General features: G+C 71.7%; 14 protein-coding genes. 9 read left to right on the top strand and 5 right to left on the bottom strand.

Annotated features, from left to right (window positions below; all coding sequences use genetic code 11):
* Positions 1–28: 28 nt before the first annotated feature.
* The 3 genes from ruvC to OEB96_RS35150 all read left to right on the top strand — a co-directional run bounded on the left by ruvC (position 29) and on the right by OEB96_RS35150 (position 3,303).
* The gene (ruvC, locus tag OEB96_RS35160) at positions 29–631 is read left to right on the top strand and encodes a crossover junction endodeoxyribonuclease RuvC (RefSeq protein WP_266221230.1); all 603 of its coding nucleotides are present in this window, start codon (positions 29–31) and stop codon (positions 629–631) included.
* Positions 628–1,257 carry a Holliday junction branch migration protein RuvA gene (ruvA, locus tag OEB96_RS35155; protein ID WP_266221229.1) on the top strand — a complete coding sequence of 210 codons (630 nt, stop codon included), beginning with the start codon at positions 628–630 and terminating at the stop codon, positions 1,255–1,257. The genes ruvC and ruvA overlap by 4 nt, the downstream gene beginning before the upstream one ends.
* 198 nt (positions 1,258–1,455) lie before the next feature.
* Positions 1,456–3,303 carry a serine/threonine protein kinase gene (locus tag OEB96_RS35150; RefSeq protein ID WP_266221228.1) on the top strand — a complete coding sequence of 616 codons (1,848 nt, stop codon included), beginning with the start codon at positions 1,456–1,458 and terminating at the stop codon, positions 3,301–3,303.
* 21 nt (positions 3,304–3,324) lie between these two features.
* Here OEB96_RS35150 and OEB96_RS35145 read toward each other — a convergent pair whose 3' ends face one another.
* A complete protein-coding gene (locus tag OEB96_RS35145) occupies positions 3,325–4,122 on the bottom strand; it encodes a hypothetical protein (protein WP_266221227.1) in 798 nt (265 codons plus the stop codon).
* Between the two features lie 273 nt (positions 4,123–4,395).
* Between OEB96_RS35145 and OEB96_RS35140 the strand changes: the two genes are divergently transcribed.
* Positions 4,396–5,361 carry a hypothetical protein gene (locus OEB96_RS35140; RefSeq protein WP_266221226.1) on the top strand — a complete coding sequence of 322 codons (966 nt, stop codon included), beginning with the start codon at positions 4,396–4,398 and terminating at the stop codon, positions 5,359–5,361.
* Between the two features lie 52 nt (positions 5,362–5,413).
* Complete coding sequence (locus tag OEB96_RS35135) at positions 5,414–5,725, top strand: PEGA domain-containing protein (RefSeq protein ID WP_266221225.1); 312 nt, start codon at positions 5,414–5,416, stop codon at positions 5,723–5,725.
* Positions 5,726–5,781: 56 nt separating this feature from the next.
* Here the strand turns inward: OEB96_RS35135 and OEB96_RS35130 are convergent, their stop codons facing one another.
* From OEB96_RS35130 to OEB96_RS35115, 4 genes are all read right to left on the bottom strand, one after another.
* Positions 5,782–6,489 carry a spermidine synthase gene (locus tag OEB96_RS35130; RefSeq protein ID WP_266221224.1) on the bottom strand — a complete coding sequence of 236 codons (708 nt, stop codon included), beginning with the start codon at positions 6,487–6,489 and terminating at the stop codon, positions 5,782–5,784.
* 16 nt (positions 6,490–6,505) lie between these two features.
* Positions 6,506–7,924 carry an AMP-binding protein gene (locus OEB96_RS35125; protein ID WP_266221223.1) on the bottom strand — a complete coding sequence of 473 codons (1,419 nt, stop codon included), beginning with the start codon at positions 7,922–7,924 and terminating at the stop codon, positions 6,506–6,508.
* A 60-nt stretch (positions 7,925–7,984) separates the two neighbouring features.
* Positions 7,985–9,196, bottom strand: coding sequence for a hypothetical protein (locus OEB96_RS35120; RefSeq protein ID WP_266221222.1), 1,212 nt, complete (start codon positions 9,194–9,196; stop codon positions 7,985–7,987).
* Positions 9,197–9,314: 118 nt separating this feature from the next.
* Entirely contained in the window at positions 9,315–10,901 is a 1,587-nt protein-coding gene (locus OEB96_RS35115) for a penicillin-binding transpeptidase domain-containing protein (protein WP_266221221.1), read from the bottom strand.
* Between the two features lie 343 nt (positions 10,902–11,244).
* On the opposite strand from OEB96_RS35115, the gene OEB96_RS35110 reads away from it, so the two are divergent.
* The 4 genes from OEB96_RS35110 to OEB96_RS35095 all read left to right on the top strand — a co-directional run bounded on the left by OEB96_RS35110 (position 11,245) and on the right by OEB96_RS35095 (position 16,279).
* Complete coding sequence (locus OEB96_RS35110; RefSeq protein WP_266221220.1) at positions 11,245–12,141, top strand: GGDEF domain-containing protein; 897 nt, start codon at positions 11,245–11,247, stop codon at positions 12,139–12,141.
* Between the two features lie 288 nt (positions 12,142–12,429).
* A complete protein-coding gene (gene mutL / locus OEB96_RS35105) occupies positions 12,430–14,364 on the top strand; it encodes a DNA mismatch repair endonuclease MutL (protein WP_266221219.1) in 1,935 nt (644 codons plus the stop codon).
* A complete protein-coding gene (gene miaA, locus OEB96_RS35100; RefSeq protein ID WP_266221218.1) occupies positions 14,361–15,326 on the top strand; it encodes a tRNA (adenosine(37)-N6)-dimethylallyltransferase MiaA in 966 nt (321 codons plus the stop codon). The genes mutL and miaA overlap by 4 nt, the downstream gene beginning before the upstream one ends.
* Positions 15,323–16,279 (top strand): acetyl-CoA carboxylase carboxyltransferase subunit alpha, encoded by a 957-nt coding sequence (locus OEB96_RS35095; protein ID WP_266221217.1) that lies wholly within the window; start codon positions 15,323–15,325, stop codon positions 16,277–16,279. Before miaA ends, OEB96_RS35095 begins: the two co-directional genes overlap by 4 nt.
* The last annotated feature ends 14 nt before the right edge of the window (positions 16,280–16,293 follow it).

Genomic DNA, 16,293 nt, shown 5'->3' with positions numbered 1-16,293 from the left:
GCGAGGACCGGAGCGACCGCCGGAGCGCGTGCGAATCCTTGGCGTCGATCCGGGCACGCGCACGCTGGGCTACGGCCTGGTGGAGCGCGTGGCGGGCCGGACCGGCCCGACGTTCGCCTACGTGGAGTGTGGGCTGGTCAAGGCGCCCGAGCGGGCGCCCATGATCGAGCGCCTGTTGGTGATCGCCCAGACGCTCACCGAGATCCTCGCGGAGCTCCGCCCGCAGGAGGTCGCGCTGGAGACGGCCTTCCACGGCCGCAATGCGGCCAGCGCCCTCAAGCTGGGACAGGCGCGCGGGGCCATCATGCTGCTGGTGGCGCAGGCCGGGCTGCCGCTTTGCGAGTACGCACCCTCGCAGGTCAAGCAGCAGGTGGTGGGGCACGGCCGCGCGACCAAGGAAGACGTGCAGCAGCGGGTGCGGCTGCTGCTGCGGATGAAGCGGGTGCCAGCCACCGATGCGGCGGATGCCCTGGCGATCGCGCTGTGCCACGGGACTCGCTTGCTCTCCGCTCCCCGCGGCGGGCAGGCCGGCCACGAGGTGCCCCCCAGGGGGGGGCTGGCCACGCTGGTGCGGGAGGCTGCGGGTGCGACTGGCAAGCGTGGGGCGGGACGAGGAGGAGCAGGTCGATGATCGGTTGGCTCGGAGGCAAGGTACGGGTACGCGACGTGCTGCGTGGCGAGGTCGTGCTCGACGTGGGCGGGGTGGGCTACCTCGTGGCCGTGTCGTGGCAGACGCTGGCGGACGTGCCCGAGGTAGGCGGCGCGTGCGAGCTGTGGATCCACACCCACGTGCGCGAGGAGGCGCTCAATCTCTACGGCTTCTCCACGCCGGCGGAGCGCGACGTGTTTCGGCTGCTCACGAGCGTGCCGCAGGTGGGCCCCAAGCTCGCGGTGGCGGTGCTGGGTGGGTTTCCGCTGGTGGAGCTGCTGGGGGCGATCGCGGGGGGCGAGCGCCCCACGCTCGAGCGGATTCCGGGGGTCGGGCGGCGCACGGCCGAGCGGATCCTGCTCGACCTCAAGGACAAGGTGGTGCCGCTCTACGAGGCACTGCAGGGGCAGCGGCCGACCGCGCCCACGGCGGCGGCTCCGGTCGGAGACGACGCGCTGCGCGAGGAGGCACGCCTGGTGCTGGTCAACCTCGGCTGGAAGCCCAAGCCGGTCGAAGCTGCGCTGGACAAGGCGTGGGCCGAAGCCGATGGAACGGAGACCCTCGACGGGTTGGTGCGACGCGCCCTGGCCCAGCTCATGGCCCGTTGATCCGCTCTTCTGTGCAGTGGTGCGCGATGGTGCGCAGTGGCGCTCGGGTTCGCGGGTGGCGGGCGCGGGACCGCTCATGCGGTGTTCGCGAGGTCTCCTGACGAAATCCGTCGCCAGCCTGCGTCCTAATGCTTTGCGTCGAGGGGAGCCGACGACTAACGTTGGTCCGTGGTCCCGAATGCGGCCGCTTCGGCGAACGTGGAGAGCACGCGTGACAGCGTGGCGCCCGGCGATCGGCTGGGCGACGGCGGGCGCTACGAGCTGCTGGAACGCATCGGCTCGGGCGGCATGGGGGCGGTGTTCCGGGGCCGAGACCACAAGCTCGGGTGCGACCGGGCGGTGAAGGTGCTCGACGGTCGCTTCGCCTCGATCCCCGCGTTCATCCAGCGCTTCCGTCGCGAGGCGAATGCGGCCTCGCGGATCGCTCATCCCAACGTCGTGGCCGTGCTCGACGTGGCCGAGGAGGACGAGCGCCCGATGTTCCTGGTGATGGAGCTGCTCGAGGGCAAGACGCTCTCGCAGCTGCTGCGAGGTGGAGGTCGCTTGCCGTGGGCACAGGTGCGGCGCTACCTCGATCAGATCGCAGCGGGTCTGGGGGCCGCGCATGCGCACGGTGTGGTGCACCGCGACATCAAGCCGGGCAACTGCCTCGTGCTGCCCGACGGCCAGGTCAAGATCCTCGACTTCGGCATCGCCAGCCTGCGCGACGAGGCCCGCATCACCGTGCACGGCGAGATCATCGGGACCTGCAGCTACATGGCGCCCGAGCAGATCCGGGGCCAGGTGGACGCGCGCTCCGACGTGTATGCACTGGGGGCGCTGGCGTTCCGCATGCTCACCGGGCGCGTGCCGTTCTCGCATCGCGAGCAGGACAAGGTGTTGCGGGCTCACCTCAGCGAGCCGCCACCCAAGCCCAGCAGCGTGGTCAACGGATTGCCGGCGGCGGTGGACGACGTGGTGCTGCGCATGCTGGCCAAGCAGCCGCACCAGCGCTTCGACAGCATGGACGAGCTGCGGCGCGTGCTCGAGCGGGTCGAGCAGGGTGAGGCGGTCGCGATCGACGATGCCACGGCGTTGCCTCCGTCGCGCGGGCCGTCGCCCACGGCGATGTTCGAGGATGCTCCCACGCGAGCGCGGATGCTGGAGGGGACTCCATCGACCGACTCCAACGGTGGCCCGGTGCGACACACCATGAACACCGCACGCGCGGGCTCGGGGGCGCTGGCCCAGATCGAGGAGGAAGCCGCAGGTGCGGCCGCATCCGATCCGGACGGGGCGCGAGGGAGCGGTCGCGGCGGGACGATGGCCATGGGAGCAGCCGGTGCCGCGGTCTCGACTCCGGCGGGCACGATGCTGCTGGGTGAGGGCGGCGAGTCCGTCGTGCCGCCGAGGGGGGGCACCATGGTGGCCGCGGAGTCGTCGTCGCCGGTGATGGCGACGCCGGGCGCAGTGGCGGCTTCGGGTCCGACGCCGCCACCGCGGCGGCTGGCCGAGCTGCCTGCAGGCGCAGGCGCACCACGGATGACCCGGGTCGCCGTGCCAGCCGATGCGGGCAGCAGCGGCGTGCTGCGCGGGGCGGTCTGGGCGCTGGGGGGCATCGCGCTGGCGGTCGTGGTGGTTGCGGGCGTGACGATGTGGCCGCGCGATCGAGGCGATGGTGATGCCGGGGCGCCGATGGGAGCGGCAGCGGCGGTGAGCGCCGAGGTCGAGACTCCGGAGCCAGTGGAACCCGCATCGTCGCAGCCGGACGGGGGTGCTCCACCGGTCGACGATCGAGGGCGCGAGTCCGTGCAGACTCCACCGAGTGACGCGGTCGATGCGAGCCCGCCTGCGCCGCTCGATGATGTCGCCGGCGGCGCTGCGCCGAGCGATCCGCCGGCCGGCGATCCGGCCAGTGAGGCCGAACGGCCGCGCAAGCGCAAGACGGTCAAGGGCAAGGGCACGACCAAGGTCGATGCGACCACGACGAAGGCGGAGCCGGAGCCCGAGGCGACCTCGGGGCAGCCCTCGGGCAAGCGCAAGGGCGACCTCCGCGATCCGTGGTGAGCCCGAGCCGTGCCTTGCTTGCTACGCCCCGTCGGCGCTGCGGACGGCGTCGATGAGGTCGCCCACCGTGAGGGTCGAGGGCACGCCCTGGCTGGCCAGGGTGTTCCACAGCGGGAGCAGGCTGTCGTCGCGATCGGTGCGGCTGAGGACCTCGGACAAGGCCACGACGACCGCACGTCGTCGGCCCCGGTCGAGCGCCAACTGCAGCTCGCGGGCGATGGGGTCGTCGTCGGCAACCGAGGACAGCTCGGGGACCAAGGTGACTGGGGCGACCGAGGCAATCGGGGCGCCCGTGACCGCATCGCGCAGATCGTCACGACCGTGGCCGTCGCGTCCGGTGGGGGCGTGACCGTTGCGGGCGATCCGCTGGATCACCACCGGCTGATGCGGCTCCTTGCGCCAGCGTCGGCGAGGCCCACCCTCCCAGCGCTCTTCGGACTCGGGTGGGGCGGCGGCGGGGCTGCGTGCGGCGGAGGCCTGCCCGGCGGCCATGCGCTGCTCCATTGCCTGTCCGCGCTGGAGGATCTCCTGTCCGTGTCCCTCGGGAAGCACGGTGACCACCGTGTCCTCCTTGATGATCGCATAGAGCACGTCACCGAAGGTGTCGACGGGCACCAACGTCTGGGGCTCGCCGAGCATGGCATCGAGGGTACGGATCGCCTTGCCGGCATCCTCGGCGGCACCGAGGGCCTCGTCGAGGCGATCGCGAAGGCTCTCGTCGTCTTCGTCGTCGCGGCTGGGGACCAGCTCGCGCAGGCGCTGCACCGCCCGGTGGGTAATGCTGTAGCGACGGTGGCCGGGAAACGGCTGACGCATCATGGGCTGCGGGGGTTTAGCCTCCGCGCGCGCGCTTGCCAACCCCACGCACGCGACGGCCACGCGACGGCCACACGGCGGCGCGGTAGAGCCCGTACCGCCCGCTCGTCCGGCTGGCTTGCCAAGCATGGCATCACGCGACCATGATCGGGAGCAGTGCCGGGATCGGGAGCAGCGCGCGGACGCGCCAATGGCGAGCACGATCGTCGCGGCTTCCGTGTGACGCGTCACGGTGAGATCGTGCGGCCCTGGTCATCGAGATGCAGGCAGTGGGTCATGATCCGATCGCTGGTGGTGGGGCTGGCGCTCGGGCTGATGCCCGCGGCCAATGCCGCACCAGTACGTGCGCAGGGCAAGGCCACCGCATCGGAGACCAAGGAGCCCAGCCTCGCGGGGGCGCGTGCGCGGGCGCTGCGACGGGCGCGTCGGACCGCGCTGGAGACGGCGCTGTCGCAGCTGTCGGTGCCGATCGACGGCGAGGCGCGCAAGGACGTGCTGGCGGCGGCCGATGCCTGGACGGGTGCCTATCGGATCCTGTCCGAGCACGGCGATGGCGAGGCGGTGAACCTCGAGATCGAGGTCGACATCGATCTCGTGCGGCTGACCAAGCGGGTGGCCAAGCGAGATCCGGCCGCGAGCGGCCGGCCGGTGTTTCGCTTGGCCGAGGTGACGGCGACCCCGGCTTGTGGCGACGTCGAGGCGGTGAGGGCGATGGTCCGCACCGAGCTGTCGGGGCAGGGCAGCGTGGCGCTCGACGGCAAGGGCCCGGCGTTGACGGTCGCACTCGAGTGCCAGCCGCTGGGGCCCGTGCAGCACACCTACCTGCGGGCGGCGCGGGTGCGGATCACGGGCAGCAGCGGCGGCCAGGCGGTGGCCGAGCTGTCGGTGCCGGCGTTTGCGACCACGCCCGAGGAGGCGGTGACGGCGGCGATCCAGCGCGCGCTGTCGGACGCATCGAGCCAGCTGCGCGCGCGTCGATCGGGCCACGTGCGCGTGCAGGTGAGGGCTCCGCTGCCCTCCGAGCGCATCCGCCGGCTCGAGACTGCCATGCGCAACTCCGTGCTCGGCGTCGACGAGGTCGAGGTGGGGGCGCTCTCCCGCGGCGTGGTCGAGCTGCACGTGCGGGGCACGCTGTCGGCCAAGGAGCTCGCGCGCAAGCTCGGCGAGCTGTCGCTGCCCGGTTTCTCCCTCACCATCGTCGACGTGGATCCTCCCGATGCCCTCACCATTCGACTCGAGTAGTGTTCGCCCCCCTCGCGCGCCGGCCACTCCATGGCGGTCCGGGAGGGCGCTCGTGGTGGTGACGCTGGGGCTCGCGCTCGTGCTGCCCCCGATGGGATGTCGTCATGCCGACGCAGGCACGGCGCTGCGCATCGAGGTCCCCGATGCCGATCGCGACGCCGACCTCTACGTCGATGGCAACTACGTGGGACAGGTCGGTACGGTGGGCAAGGACCCGGTGGGACCGGTGATGCTCGCGCCGGGGGTGCATCGCGTGGAGGTGCGCAAGCCGGGGCGGTTCCCCGTGCAGCGCACGGTGAGGGTCGATGCCGACACGCCCGCCGAGACGGTGATCGACGCCGAGCTGCTCGAGGATCCGCAGTAGCTCCGTCCCGACGGCACCGAGCGCGAGCCGTCGCGTGGTGCCGCGTCGGTGCTCGATCAGCGCCGGGAGGAGGTCGGTCCGAGCGGGCGCTGGGCCACGTAGATCGCGTGTCGCCGTCCCCCGCGGCCCGAGAACTCGACGCGAACGTCGACGCCCAGCGAGCGCAGGCGTCGCTCGAACGCCTGCTCGCGATCCTCGGACCAGATGCTCAGGATGCCCCCGGGGCGCAGCGCGTCGATGGTGCGGCGCAGCGCCGCCTTGCCGAACAAGGGGTCGTCGGGGCGCTGCGTGGCCACGTACGGACCCTCGTAGAGGTCGAGCACGATCGCATCCCAGCGGGCATGCGCGGGAGTCCTGGCGATCACGTCGGCCACGTCTGCGACGTGTACGCGCACGCGAGGGTCGTCGACCGCGTGATCGGTGAGGGAGGCCATCGGACCTCGGCACCAGTCGACGATGCGGGCGGTGAGCTCGGCCACGGTGACCTCGGCATCGGACGGTAGCTCGTCGAGCGCGGCGCGCAGCGTGAACCCCATGCCGAGCCCGCCGATCAGGACCCGGGGGCGCGAGGCCGCGCGGCCGGAGCGGTCACCAAGGGGTCGGCAGGCGATCACGGCCACCTCGAGCTCGGAGCGGTGGGACGCGCTGCCCATGAGCACGCGGCCGTCGACCAGGATGAGGAAGTCGTCGCCGCGCCGACGCAGCTCGAGCGAGCCTTCCTCGGTGTCGACGCGATCGAGTCGCTGCCACGCACGTGTTGCCATGGAGTCGGGGAGGGCTTCAGTCGTCGCACCGCTCGAAGCGGCGCGGCACCATGAACGGAGGGAGCTGGCCGATCGCATGCTCCTCGAGGTCGTCGAGCGTGGACTGGCCGGTGGCGCGGTACTCGAGCCACAGCGAGGGGTCTCCGTCGGCATCGACCTCCACGTGGGCCCGCACCCAGGTCAGCCGGGGATGCTCGAGCATTCGCTCCTCGACGTCGTCGAGGCAGGCGCGCCGGCCCTCGAGGTTGACCAGTCCGTCGTCGCGGCCGAGCACCTCGATGAGGCGCTCGTCCTTGCCGAAGCGGCCGGCGTAGCCGGTGTGTCGCCACGGCGCATCGGCGATCGCGCCCGGCTCGGTCCGTGGGATGGGGGGCCGGCAGGCGGCAGCCTGAGGCGTGCTCACGAGCACCTCGTGTCCGCCCGATTCCATCGCGGCCCCGGGTCGCAGCTCCACGCCGGGCGCGGGCTCGAAGGCCGCGCCTCGCTGGAGCACGCGGTGGGCGAGCACGCCGATCTCCTCGAGCAGCAGCAGCTGACGCGCAGGCTGGGTGAGGGTGGCCTGCAGCGCGCGGCCGGTGCCCAGCGGGACCGAAGCCTGCGGGATCACGGGAGTGAGGCCGAGGGTGGTGCCGCGGGCCTTGAGCGCGCGCGACAGCTCGAGCAGCTGCCGCACGGAGTCGACCACCACCAGCTCCTCGTGGTGCGACGACAGCGGCAGCACGGCATCGGCCGCGGGGCCCTCGGCCATCACGAGCTGGGCCTCGGAGGCGAGCCAGCCGAGGATCACGGGATCGAAGAAGCGCGGCACGATGAGGGGCTGGGCGCACAGCAGGCGCGCGCCCGCGTGCAGCTGCAGCGCGGCGGCGGCGGCCTCGCCCACCGCCGCGAGCTCAGTGCCGGTGCGGACCACGTCGCGAACCACGCCGCCGATTCCCCGCGCCTCCATCACCAGCTCGGCGCCCTCGGGCAGGGTGGTGGCCTCGCGCAGCGCGGCCGGTGGCTCGAGCACGTCGATGGCCAGCAGCGAGCTCGACAGGCGCCGCCGCGCATGGAAGCCGTAGTCGTCGCCGTAGTCGGGCGTAGGGGCCTCCTGCCCCCGCGGGCGGCGGACCACCGCGCGCAGCGGCAGGCGCGAGGCGGTGTCCTTGACGAGGCGCTCGCCGTGGGCGGCATCGATGGGCACGGCCACCGCCCCGAGCTTGCTGCACGCCAGCAGCATGATCGGCAGCTCGGCCACGTTGCCCAGCGACAGGGCCACGGGATCCCCTCGACCGATGCCCAGGCCCTGCAGCTCGCGTGCTCGCTTGTCCGCGCGGATCAGCAGGCCTCGGCGGCTCAGCGTGTTCTCGGGGCCATGCACCGAGCGCGCACCGCCCTTGCTGGCGACGGCCTCCGCCAGGCGCGTGTACATGTGGCCCGGCGTGGCGGTGCTCATCGGAAGGGAGGTGATCCTCGGCGTGATGGTGCGAGACGTGACGGCGCGCGGGCGGTGCGCTCAGAATCGCGGAGCGTATCCGATGTCGACCGACACGACCAGCGCAGGGCCTTCCCTCAGGCCGAAGTGCTCGAACGCGGAGGGCTCGTCGGCGCAGCCTTGGCCGTCGGCGTCCTCGCTCGCGCTCGAGCCGGCGCCGTAGGCCGACAGCCCCGGACCGAGCCGCAGCGACAGCTCGTGATTGCGACGCGGACCGAGCAGCGCCGCCAGCGTCACGCGGGTGCTGGCCCAAAGACCAGTGCGTCGGCTCGCCTCGTCGTTGCGCGTTCCACCGACCGCACAGCGCAAGGGCTCGTCGCCGTCGTAGACCAGGCTCTGGGTGCCGAAGCCCAGCACGCCGCCGCCACCGAGCTCGAAGCGACCGCGGCGGCCCAGCGGGTGGCGAGCCTCCACGAGCACGCCGAGGTAGGCCACGTGCAGGCGGTGCCGGGTGCTGGCCGACGTGGGCTGGAGCGCGATCGCCAGCTCGCCGCCGAGCCCGATCAGGCGGCGCTGGCCCAGGAACGCGTTGCCGCGCACGCCCAGGCCCAGCGCGGGCAGCGGGCGTAGCTCGGTGCTCGCGGCGAGGTCTCGCGGGTGGCTCGAAATCAGCGGCAGGAATGGTCCCACGCGTCCGCGCGGTCCGGTCGGGGGCGGCGGGCGAGGGGCGGTCGCGGGTGGGGTGGTGGTCGTGGTCTGGGACTCCGGCGGCGGCGTCGGTCGTGCGAGCGGGTCGTCGGACTCGTCCAGTCCTGGCGGGTCGGGTACGTCGTCGGGCTCCACCAGCTCGATGGTCCACGGCTGGGTGTCGTCGTCGGCCGGGGTTCCGCCCAGCGCTCGGATCATGGCCTCCACGTCCTCGGCATCGGAGGCGTGGGGGGCCGCCTTCAGGTAGTCGTCGTACGCGGTCACGGCGGCCGCACGATGCTGCTCGTAGGGGACGGAGCCGGGCTCGTGCTCGGCCATCGCGCGGTGATGGCACACGCCGATGTTGAAGTGGAGCTTGGCGGAGGGCCAAAGGCGCAGCGCCTCTTCGAACCCTGCGAGTGCGGCGTCGTGATCCCCGGCCTTGGCGGCCGCGCGCGCGCGATCGATTGCGGCCTTGGCCTGGGCCTTGGCCGCCTCGGCCTGCGGCGAGGGGCTCGGTGCCGCCGCCTCGACGGACGTGGCCGCGAGTGCGGCACGAACGAAGAGCGCGATGGCGAGGCATCGCCGTGCTCTCGTGGCCGTCACCGACGCTCAGAGTACCAGCTCGTGCTCGTCATCGCCTCGGCCCGTCGTGGGTCCGGTCATCGCCGGAGGCCATTGCACGGGTCGGCGCTCGCATGGCGAGGGCTCGACCTCGCGCCAGCTAGGCCGGAGGTGGTGTGGACGTGGGCGGAGGGGGCAGGGGCCCGGGCACGGGGGGCAGCGCGGGCGGATCGGATGGATCCGGTTTCGAATCGCCGGTGGCCTTGGCTTCGCTGCTCTCCGCGTTCGCGCCGGGCTCGGTTGCCGACGCGGTCAGCAGCGCTCCGCTGGCGTCGCGCACGGGCAGCACCAGCGCATTGGGCTCGAGCCGAGCGTCGCGCTGCCTGGCGATCTCGGCCCGACGCTCGAGATAGATCTGCACCAGGCGGCGCCCGGCGTAGTGCGCCTTGATCCGCCACGCGGGCTCGTTGGCCAGCAGCACCGCGAATGCGATCTCGGGAGCGTCGGCCGGCGCATAGCCGATGAGCCAGTTGTAGTTCAGGGCGGGCGGGCGCTTGCCGGTGAGGCTGCCGGTCTTGGCGGCCACGGTGACGCCGGGGATGTAGTCGTTGCCCTGGGCGTCGCGGAAGCTCTTCTTGGCGGTGCCCGCAGTGGTGGTGCCCACCATCATCTCGCCCACGGCGAGCGCCACGTCGCGGTTGAGCACGCGATCGGTCTTGGGGAGCGCGGGCGTCAGATCGGTGCCGTCGGGGCCGATGACCTGCGCGATGATGTGCGGTGGTTGGTACACGCCGCCCCGCGCGAGGATGCTGGCCAGCACCGCGCCGTGGACGGGCGAGAGATCCACGTTCCAGAAGCCCGCGGCCACCTTGGCGCGCTCGATCGGATCGGCCGGGATGTGGGCGGGGCTCCGCTCGACGGGGATCTCGAAGGGGATCTCGGTCTCGAAGCGCAGCGCCTTGGCCATGCCCATCAGCGTGTCCTGGGGCAGCTGCTGCATCGCGAGCTTGCCGATCACCAGGTTGTAGCTGTGGGCCACCGCATTCGCGAGCGTCTCGCACTGGGTGTCGCGCGCCGGATCGTCGCGCAGGTCGGCGTCCTCGATCCCGTGCAGACCGCCGTGGAAGCACACCTTGGTGCTCGGCGTGGCCAGCTGAGCGTCGAGCAGGGCCGCGGTGGTGACGAGCTTGAACGTCGAGGCGGCGGGGGCCCAGGCGGTGGTGGCCACCTCGAGCGGATCGACCTCGGAGTCCATCGACGAGTGACCCACCAGCGCCAGCACCGAGTTGTCTCGCACGTCGAGCACCACCGCGGCTGCGTAGGGCACCTCGCGGTTGCGGAAGATCGTCAGCGCGGAGTCCTGGAGCACCGGGTCGATCGTGAGCAGGATGCGGTGGCCGTCGTTGATGTCCTGGACCAGCCGAGCTTGCGCCGGGTCGACGGTGATCTCGCTTTGGCCCTGGGTGCTCCCGTCGGGGGCGGGCTCGGGGGCGGCCCCCGGCGTGGGGGTTGGGCCGTACGGGCGGAGCTGAGCGGCGGAGAGATCGAGGCGATCTTGCCAGGGCAGGGTGGGCGCAGCGGGCTCCTCGACCACCTCGGGCAGCATGGTCGCCGTCTTGCGCACGTCGTCCCGCGCGGGCGGAACCTCTTGCTGCTGCACGTAGAAGGCGATTGCACCCAGCGAGCCCAAGAAGAAGAGCGCGCCGAGACCGCCCAGGCGTCCGCGTGGTGCTCGACCCTCAGCCACGACGTCGGGCTATAGCAAGCCGCCGGGATCCGGGCAAAAACCCGACGAGAGCCGCTCCTTCGCCGTCCTCCGTGGGCGGCGGAGACCGGGTAGGAGAATCCCCACGCCGTGTCGAAGAATCGGCCGCTCCATCACGGGATCCGCCCCAATCCGCACGCTGGATCCATCCTCTGGATCCGCCATGCGCCCACACTGTAGGACCACGGTCCACCTGGTGAAATCACGTCCCACTCCGTGATGCACCTGCCCCAAGAGTCGATCCAGCGGTTCCTTCGCACGCGTACCCTCTGCTACGCTGAGCGCTCCAACGACGAGCCCGAGCCGGCCGCAAGCGTAAGAAGGCATGCGCGACGAAACTATCGTCACCGTCATCCACAAGGTGGAAGACACCGGCATCACCCGCCGGAGGAGAGACGCCTGCATCGTCGTCATCTACGGCGCGGAGCTGGGGCGCAAGTACAACATCGAGGGGCGCGAGATGACCATCGGGCGCGCCACGGTGAACGACATTTGCGTGAGCCAGGACTCCGTCTCGCGGACCCACGCGACCATCACCGCCGACGACAGCGGCGTGAAGATCAGGGACAACGAGTCCACCAACGGGACCTACGTCAACGATCACAAGATCCACGAGGCGTATCTCAAGGACGGCGACCTCATCAAGGTCGGGCGCTCGATCTTCAAGTTCCTCACCGGCGACAACATCGAGAGCTCGTACCACGAGGAGATCTACCGGCTCTCCACCGTGGATGGCCTCACCCAGATCTTCAACAAGCGCTACTTCACCGACACGCTCGAGCGCGAGCTGTCGAGGGCGCGGCGCTACGACCGCCCGCTGGCGCTGATGATGTTCGACATCGATCACTTCAAGCGCTGCAACGACACCTACGGCCACCGCGCGGGCGATCACGTGCTGCGCCAGGTGGCCGAGCTGGTCCGCGAGCGCTCGCGCAAGGTCGACGTGGTGGCGCGCTACGGCGGCGAGGAGTTCGCCGTGATCCTGCCCGAGATCGATCTGCAGGGGGCCGCCAAGTTCGGCGAGACCATCCGAGGGATGGTGGAGCAGACCCACTTCGTGTTCGAGGGGCGGCACATCCCGCTGACCATCTCGGTGGGCGTGGCCGAACTCGAGCCGCACATCGCCAATGCGGATGATCTGATCCAGACCGCGGATGCGCGGCTCTACCGGGCCAAGCAGGGCGGCCGCAACCGCGTCGTCGCGGTCGACTCCGATAACTAGATTGGCCCGCTCGGCCGACTTCGCCGCCGGGGGCGACGAAGCCGCCCGAGCGGGGGGCCGATGCGGAGGGGCGCGAAGGCTCGACGGGGTCGAGCCTTTGCGCGTGGTGGTGCGGGCTGGGTGGGTGCCGGTGGGGCGGTTGGTGGCGGTGGTGGCGGTGGGTGGTGAATTGGGTGGGGGGTGGAGGGGTAGCGGACAAGGGGCGGGGAGAGCGGGGGAGATTGGGGAGCGGGGAGATCGGGGAGATTGGGGGTGGGAGGGGAATTCTGCTAGAGGGGCAGGTGGGTCATGGAGGAGAGGGTCGAGCTGCCGCGAATTCATCCGTTGGGGGATGCGCTGGCGGATCAGATTGCGGCGGGGGAGGTGGTCGAGCGGCCGGCTTCGGTGGTCAAGGAGCTGCTGGAGAATGCGATCGATGCGGGGGCGCGAAGGGTCTGCATCGAGCTTCGAGACGCGGGGGTCGCGTCGATCGTGGTGACCGACGACGGGTGCGGGATCCATCCCGAGGATCTGCGGCTGGCGGTCATGCGACATGCGACCAGCAAGCTGCGGCGCCCCGAGGAGCTGGTCGAGATCCACACGCTGGGGTTTCGCGGGGAAGCACTGGCGAGCATCGCCGCGGTGGCGCACCTCGAGATCCGCAGCCGTCCACGAGGGCAGGATCGCGGCACGGTGCTGCGCTGCCGGCCAGGGCTTGCGCCCGAGGGCTCGGCGATCGGGATGCCGGTGGGCACGCGCGTGGAGCTGCGCGGGCTGTTCGGCAACGTGCCGGCGCGTCGCAAGTTCCTGCGCAGCGAGGCCACCGAGCTCGGACACGTCACGCAGACCGTGCTGCGGGTGGCGCTGCTGCAGCCGCAGGTGCACGTGTCGCTGCACCATGGCTCGCGACGGCTGGTCGAGCTACCCGCCGGATCGGCCCGGATGCGGGTGGAGCAGGTGCTCGCGCGGGGCAATCGAGCGTCGCTGCGCCTGGTGGAGGGCGAGCACGACGGCGTGACCGTCAAGGCCTGGCTCGCGCCGGCCGAGGCGGCCCTGCGCGATCGCAGCGGACTCTACGTGGTGGTGCGGCGCCGAGTGGTGCGCGAGCCCCATGTGGCCAAGATCGTGACCGCGAGCTACGGCGATGCGCTGGCCTCCGGGCGACACCCGCTGGCCTGTGTCGTGGTCGAGCCACCGCGCGGTGAGGTCGACGTCAACGTGCACCCGCAAAAGTCCGAGGTCCGCTTCGGCGCTCCTCAACGGGTCTACGCCGCGGTGCGAGCGGTGCTCGATGCGGGCACGGCCGCCGCGACGAGCGACGACGCCTCGACCGCGCCGGCCGTGGAGCGAGCGAGCCTGCCGGCGCTCGACGTGCCCCCCGCGGCACCGCCTGGCATGGCCGCGCGACCCGGCCTCGGGGCGGCGCTCGAGCGCTGGGCCGATCGTACGGCCATGCCGGTGGCCCGCGAGAACTCTCCCGGCTATCGCCTGCGCACGCGGGCGGCCGACCACGACTATGCCGATGCTCGAGCCTCACTGCGGCAGCAAGCGCAGGTGCTGCACCAGGCGTGGCGCGACGATCGGGCGCCCGAGCCCCAGCCCCCGGCGGTGCTCCCTCCGCCGCCCGATCCCGGACCCGAGCTGCTGGGCTGCCTCCCGGGGCCAGTGGGCCTCTATACCCACGAAGGCGCGCTCTTGGCGGTGGACCTGAGAGCGCTGCGAAGCCACCTGGTGCTCCGGCGGCTCCGCGAGGATCTGGGCGGGGGCGAGGTTGCAGCCCAAGGTCTGCTCGAGCCCGTGGTGGTGGCTCTGCCCGCTCCCGACGTGGCCCGATGCGCGGCGGGAGCCGCAATGCTCGGCCGGCTGGGCCTTCACGTCGAGGCCTTCGGCGACGACGCGATCCTGGTGCGAGCCGTCCCCGCCTCGCTGCGCCACTGCGTCGAGGAGCCCGATGTGGCCGATCTGGTGATGCGCGTGCTGCCGTGGCTGCGGATGCACACCGATCGAGCGTCCGGCCCCGACGAATCCAGCCACCCGCCGGAGCCATGGACCCAAGCCATGGAAGCGATGGCCCAGACCGTCGGGCCCGATCCCGCGCCCCGTCTCGCGCGTCGCTGGCTGCGAGAGCTGCTCGCCGCGGGCGAGCCCCTCGAGCGCATCCCCGGCCTGCGTCGCTGGGAGCCCCACGCATTGACCGGCACGACGCCCGGACCGGGTCGTGACGACGAGCCCTCCCCCTCATGACGAGTGCACCACCTCCATCACCGCGCGCCGTGGCGATCATGGGTCCCACGGCGGCGGGCAAGGCACGGCTCGGGCGAGAGGCGGCGCTGCGGCTGTCGCTGCCCGTGTTGGTGTGCGACTCGGTCAAGGTCTATCGCGGTCTCGACATCGGCAGCGCCAAGCCCACCGCGGCCGAGCGCGCCGAGGTTCGCCACGAGCTCCTCGACCTGGTCGATCCGGACGCCCCGTTCTCGGCCGGCGACTACGCCCGCCTGGCGTGGACCCACCTTGGAGGAGGGCGTGGCCTGTTCGTGGGGGGGACCGGCTTCTATCTGCGTGCGGTCGCCTTCACGTCGTCGGCTGGCGTGGAAGGGCAAGAGGATGCTCTCGACGCTCCCGAGCGCCGTGCCTTCGAGGCGCAGTGGGACGCGCGAGAGCACGACGATCCGGGGGCGGCGCATCGCGCTCTGCACGCCGTGGATCCCGAGACGGCACGGGCGATCCATCCCCACAACGTCGTGCGCTCGCTGCGGGCGCTGTGGCTGTGTGAGCGTACGGGGGGGCCCATCAGCGCGGCGCGGGCCTCCGATCCCCCCCGCTTGCGCCTGTCGCTGATGCTGGTGGTGCTCGACCCCGACCCCGACGCATGGCACGAGCGGATGGTGCGAAGAGTCGATCGCATGCTGGCCCATGGCTTCCTGGACGAGGTCGAAAAGCTCCGGAGGGCGGGCTATCATGCGCGCCACAAGGCGATGCGAAGCCTCGGGTACCGTCAGCTGTGGGAGGTCGTGGAGGGGCGCAGCACCCTTCCGCAGGCGCGCGAGGCGATCATCGCGGCCACCCGTCAGTATGCCCGCCGTCAGCGCACCTACCTGCGCACCCAGCTTGCCGCCGCCCTTCCCGCCGCCGCGGTCGTTGCGGTAAGAAGCCCGGCCGCCTGCCCCTGGGGGCAGATCCAAGCCTTCGTGGACGCGACGCCATGAGCACCAAGGTCCTGGAATTCGAGCGCCCCATCGTCGAGCTCGAGGGCAAGATCAAGGAGCTCAAGCACCTCTCGGGCGGGAGCCAGGAGATGGCCGCCGAGATCGAGCGGCTCGAGCAGAAGGCGCGGCAGCTCCAGCGCGAGCGCTTTGCCAAGCTCTCGCCGTGGGAGCAGGTGCAGCTGGCCAAGCACCCCGATCGGCCCTACACGCTCGACTACCTCGGCGAGATCACGACCGACTTCGTGGAGCTGCGGGGCGATCGCGCCTTTGCCGACGACCCGGCCATCGTGGGGGGCCTGTGCCGCCTGGGCGAGCGCGTGGTGATGGTGATCGGCCACCAAAAGGGCCGCAACACCAAGGAGAACCTCTACCGCAACTTCGGGATGGCGCGGCCCGAGGGCTACCGCAAGGCGCAGCGGCTGATGCGACTGGCCGAGCAGTTCGGCCACCCCGTGATCTGCTTCATCGACACCGCGGGGGCCTACCCGGGCATCGGGGCCGAGGAGCGCGGGCAGAGCGAGGCGATCGCCAGCTCGCTCGAGCTGATGTCGGTGCTGCGCGTGCCCACGCTGTCGCTGGTGATCGGCGAGGGCGGCTCGGGCGGGGCGCTGGCCATCGGGGTCACCGATCGGATCCTCATGCTCGAGCACGCGGTGTACTCGGTGATCTCGCCGCGGGGGTGCGCGTCGATCCTGTGGAAGGATCCGGAGGCCGAGCAGGCGGCAGCCAAGCAGCTGCGCATGACCGCCCTCGATCTCAAGACCCTCGGGATCTGCGACGAGATCATCCCCGAGGCGGTGGGCGGAGCGCACCGCGGGTTCACCCAGACCGCCGCCGCGGTGGCCGAGACGCTCACGCGTCACCTCGACGAACTCTTCAGCCTGTCGGTCGACGCGCTCCTGGCCGCGCGTTACGACAAGTTCCGCCGCATCGGCCACCTCGAGCGCGCGTAGCCCCGGCGCGTCCT

It is taken from the genome of Paraliomyxa miuraensis (genome assembly GCF_026337845.1).
GTDB classification, from domain to species: Bacteria; Myxococcota_A; Polyangia; order Nannocystales; family Nannocystaceae; genus Paraliomyxa; species Paraliomyxa miuraensis.
This window is presented reverse-complemented; position numbering and strand designations above follow the sequence as displayed.

Bases quoted from the DNA above. Each gene is read 5' to 3' on its own strand.
- OEB96_RS35130 (WP_266221224.1), bottom strand. From the start codon at position 6,489: ATGGCAACACGTGCGTGGCAGCGACTCGATCGCGTCGACACCGAGGAA.
- mutL (WP_266221219.1), top strand. From the start codon at position 12,430: ATGGAGGAGAGGGTCGAGCTGCCGCGAATTCATCCGTTGGGGGATGCG.
- OEB96_RS35110 (WP_266221220.1), top strand. From the start codon at position 11,245: ATGCGCGACGAAACTATCGTCACCGTCATCCACAAGGTGGAAGACACC.
- OEB96_RS35095 (WP_266221217.1), top strand. From the start codon at position 15,323: ATGAGCACCAAGGTCCTGGAATTCGAGCGCCCCATCGTCGAGCTCGAG.
- OEB96_RS35140 (WP_266221226.1), top strand. From the start codon at position 4,396: ATGATCCGATCGCTGGTGGTGGGGCTGGCGCTCGGGCTGATGCCCGCG.
- OEB96_RS35125 (WP_266221223.1), bottom strand. From the start codon at position 7,924: ATGAGCACCGCCACGCCGGGCCACATGTACACGCGCCTGGCGGAGGCC.
- miaA (WP_266221218.1), top strand. From the start codon at position 14,361: ATGACGAGTGCACCACCTCCATCACCGCGCGCCGTGGCGATCATGGGT.
- OEB96_RS35145 (WP_266221227.1), bottom strand. From the start codon at position 4,122: ATGATGCGTCAGCCGTTTCCCGGCCACCGTCGCTACAGCATTACCCAC.
- ruvA (WP_266221229.1), top strand. From the start codon at position 628: ATGATCGGTTGGCTCGGAGGCAAGGTACGGGTACGCGACGTGCTGCGT.